2 protein-coding genes are annotated in these 1,957 nt (G+C 54.9%); both read left to right on the forward strand.

Going from position 1 to position 1,957, the window contains the following annotated elements; translation table 11 throughout:
• Positions 1-87: 87 nt before the first annotated feature.
• Positions 88-1,110 (forward strand): IS21-like element ISSen3 family transposase, encoded by a 1,023-nt coding sequence (istA, locus tag ACOTZF_RS25135; protein WP_000627495.1) that lies wholly within the window; start codon positions 88-90, stop codon positions 1,108-1,110.
• The gene (istB, locus tag ACOTZF_RS25140) at positions 1,107-1,889 is read left to right on the forward strand and encodes an IS21-like element ISSen3 family helper ATPase IstB (protein ID WP_001531258.1); all 783 of its coding nucleotides are present in this window, start codon (positions 1,107-1,109) and stop codon (positions 1,887-1,889) included. The genes istA and istB overlap by 4 nt, the downstream gene beginning before the upstream one ends.
• Positions 1,890-1,957 lie beyond the last annotated feature (68 nt).

A 1,957-nucleotide genomic window follows, 5' to 3' on the forward strand; every position in this document is an offset into this window, starting at 1 on the left:
CTGTTACCAACGGTGCAAAACTGATCCACCCCAGCGGTTGAAAATTGATCCAGGGGTTAATCTGCTCCTCTGAATACAGGGGAGCTTATGATCACTTTTGAGATTCGTATGGAAATTAAAGTCCTGCACAAGCGGGGAATGAGTATCCGGGCCATTGCCAGGGAGCTGGGTATTTCGCGCAATACTGTCCGCAGCCACCTGAAAGCCAAATCTGAAAAGCCGCAGTATTCACCACGCCCGGCACCATCATCACTGCTCGATGAATACCGTGATTACATCTCTAAGCGGATCAGCGATGCGCATCCCTACAAAATCCCGGCGACCGTTATTGCCAGGGAAATCATGGAGCTGGGCTATCGTGGAGGGCTTACTATCCTGAGAGAGTTCATCCGTAAACAGACCCTGCCAGCACAGGCAGAACCGGTCGTTCGCTTCGAAACCGAGCCCGGACGGCAGATGCAGGTTGACTGGGGGACCATGCGAAACGGCAAGTCACCCCTGCATGTGTTCGTCGCTGTTCTGGGATACAGCAGAATGCTTTACATCGAGTTCACCGACAACATGCGCTACGACACGCTGGAAGCCTGTCACCGCAATGCGTTCAGCTTCTTCGGCGGTGTACCGCAGGAAGTCCTGTACGACAATATGAAAACGGTGGTGCTGCAGCGTGATGCTTACCAGACCGGGCAGCACCGGTTCCATCCTTCCCTGTGGCAGTTCGGCAAAGAGATGGGCTTCTCTCCCCGCCTGTGCCGTCCCTTCAGGGCGCAGACTAAAGGCAAGGTGGAGAGGATGGTGCAGTACGCCCGCAACAGCTTCTATATCCCGTTAATGACACGCCTGCGTCCGATGGGGATCACCGTCGATGTTGAAACCGCAAACCGTTACGGCCTGCGCTGGCTGTACGATGTGGCCAATCAACGTAAGCATGAAACTATCCAGACCCGCCCCTGCGATCGCTGGGTGGAGGAACAGCAATCCATGCTGGCACTGCCACCGGAGAAAAAACAGTATGACGTGCAGGTTGATGAAAGCCTGATGACCTTCGACAGGCAGCCGTTGCATCATCCGCTCTCCATCTATGACACGTTCTGCAGAGGAGCCGCATGATGGTCGAACTGCAACATCAACGGCTGATGGTGCTTGCCGAACAGCTCCAGCTGGACAGTCTTATCGGCGCAGCGCCGGCGCTGTCGCAACAGGCGGTGGATCAGGAATGGAGCTACATGGACTTCCTGGAGCACCTGTTACATGAGGAGAAACTGGCCCGGCATCAGCGTAAACAGGCGATGTACACGCGGATGGCAGCCTTCCCGGCGGTAAAGACGTTCGAGGAGTACGACTTCACCTTCGCCACCGGCGCTCCTCAGAAGCAAATCCAGTCGCTGCGATCCCTGAGCTTCATAGAGCGTAACGAAAACATCGTGTTGCTGGGGCCATCGGGCGTGGGAAAAACGCATCTGGCGATAGCCATGGGCTACGAAGCAGTACGGGCGGGCATCAAGGTTCGCTTCACAACAGCAGCGGACCTGCTGCTACAGCTGTCCACTTCACAGCGTCAGGGCCGTTACAAAACGACTCTCAATCGTGGTGTCATGGCCCCGAAGCTGCTTATCATCGATGAAATAGGTTATCTGCCGTTCAGTCAGGAGGAAGCCAAGCTGTTCTTCCAGGTCATCGCCAAACGTTACGAGAAGAGCGCGATGATCCTGACCTCCAACCTGCCGTTCGGGCAGTGGGATCAGACGTTCGCCGGTGATGCAGCGCTGACATCGGCGATGCTGGACCGGATCTTACATCACTCACACGTCGTGCAAATAAAAGGGGAAAGCTATCGACTGAAGCAGAAACGAAAGGCCGGGGTTATAGCTGAAGCTAATCCTGAGTAAACAAGGTGGATCAATATTAAACCGTTGGTGGTGGCGGTAAGTGGATCACTTTTTACCCGTTGTTGACA

Origin of the sequence: Enterobacter cloacae complex sp. SHL021 (assembly GCF_049237765.1) — a bacterium.
GTDB classification, from domain to species: domain Bacteria; phylum Pseudomonadota; class Gammaproteobacteria; order Enterobacterales; family Enterobacteriaceae; genus Enterobacter; species Enterobacter cloacae.

Bases quoted from the DNA above. Each gene is read 5' to 3' on its own strand.
- istB (WP_001531258.1), top strand. From the start codon at position 1,107: ATGATGGTCGAACTGCAACATCAACGGCTGATGGTGCTTGCCGAACAG.
- istA (WP_000627495.1), top strand. From the start codon at position 88: ATGATCACTTTTGAGATTCGTATGGAAATTAAAGTCCTGCACAAGCGG.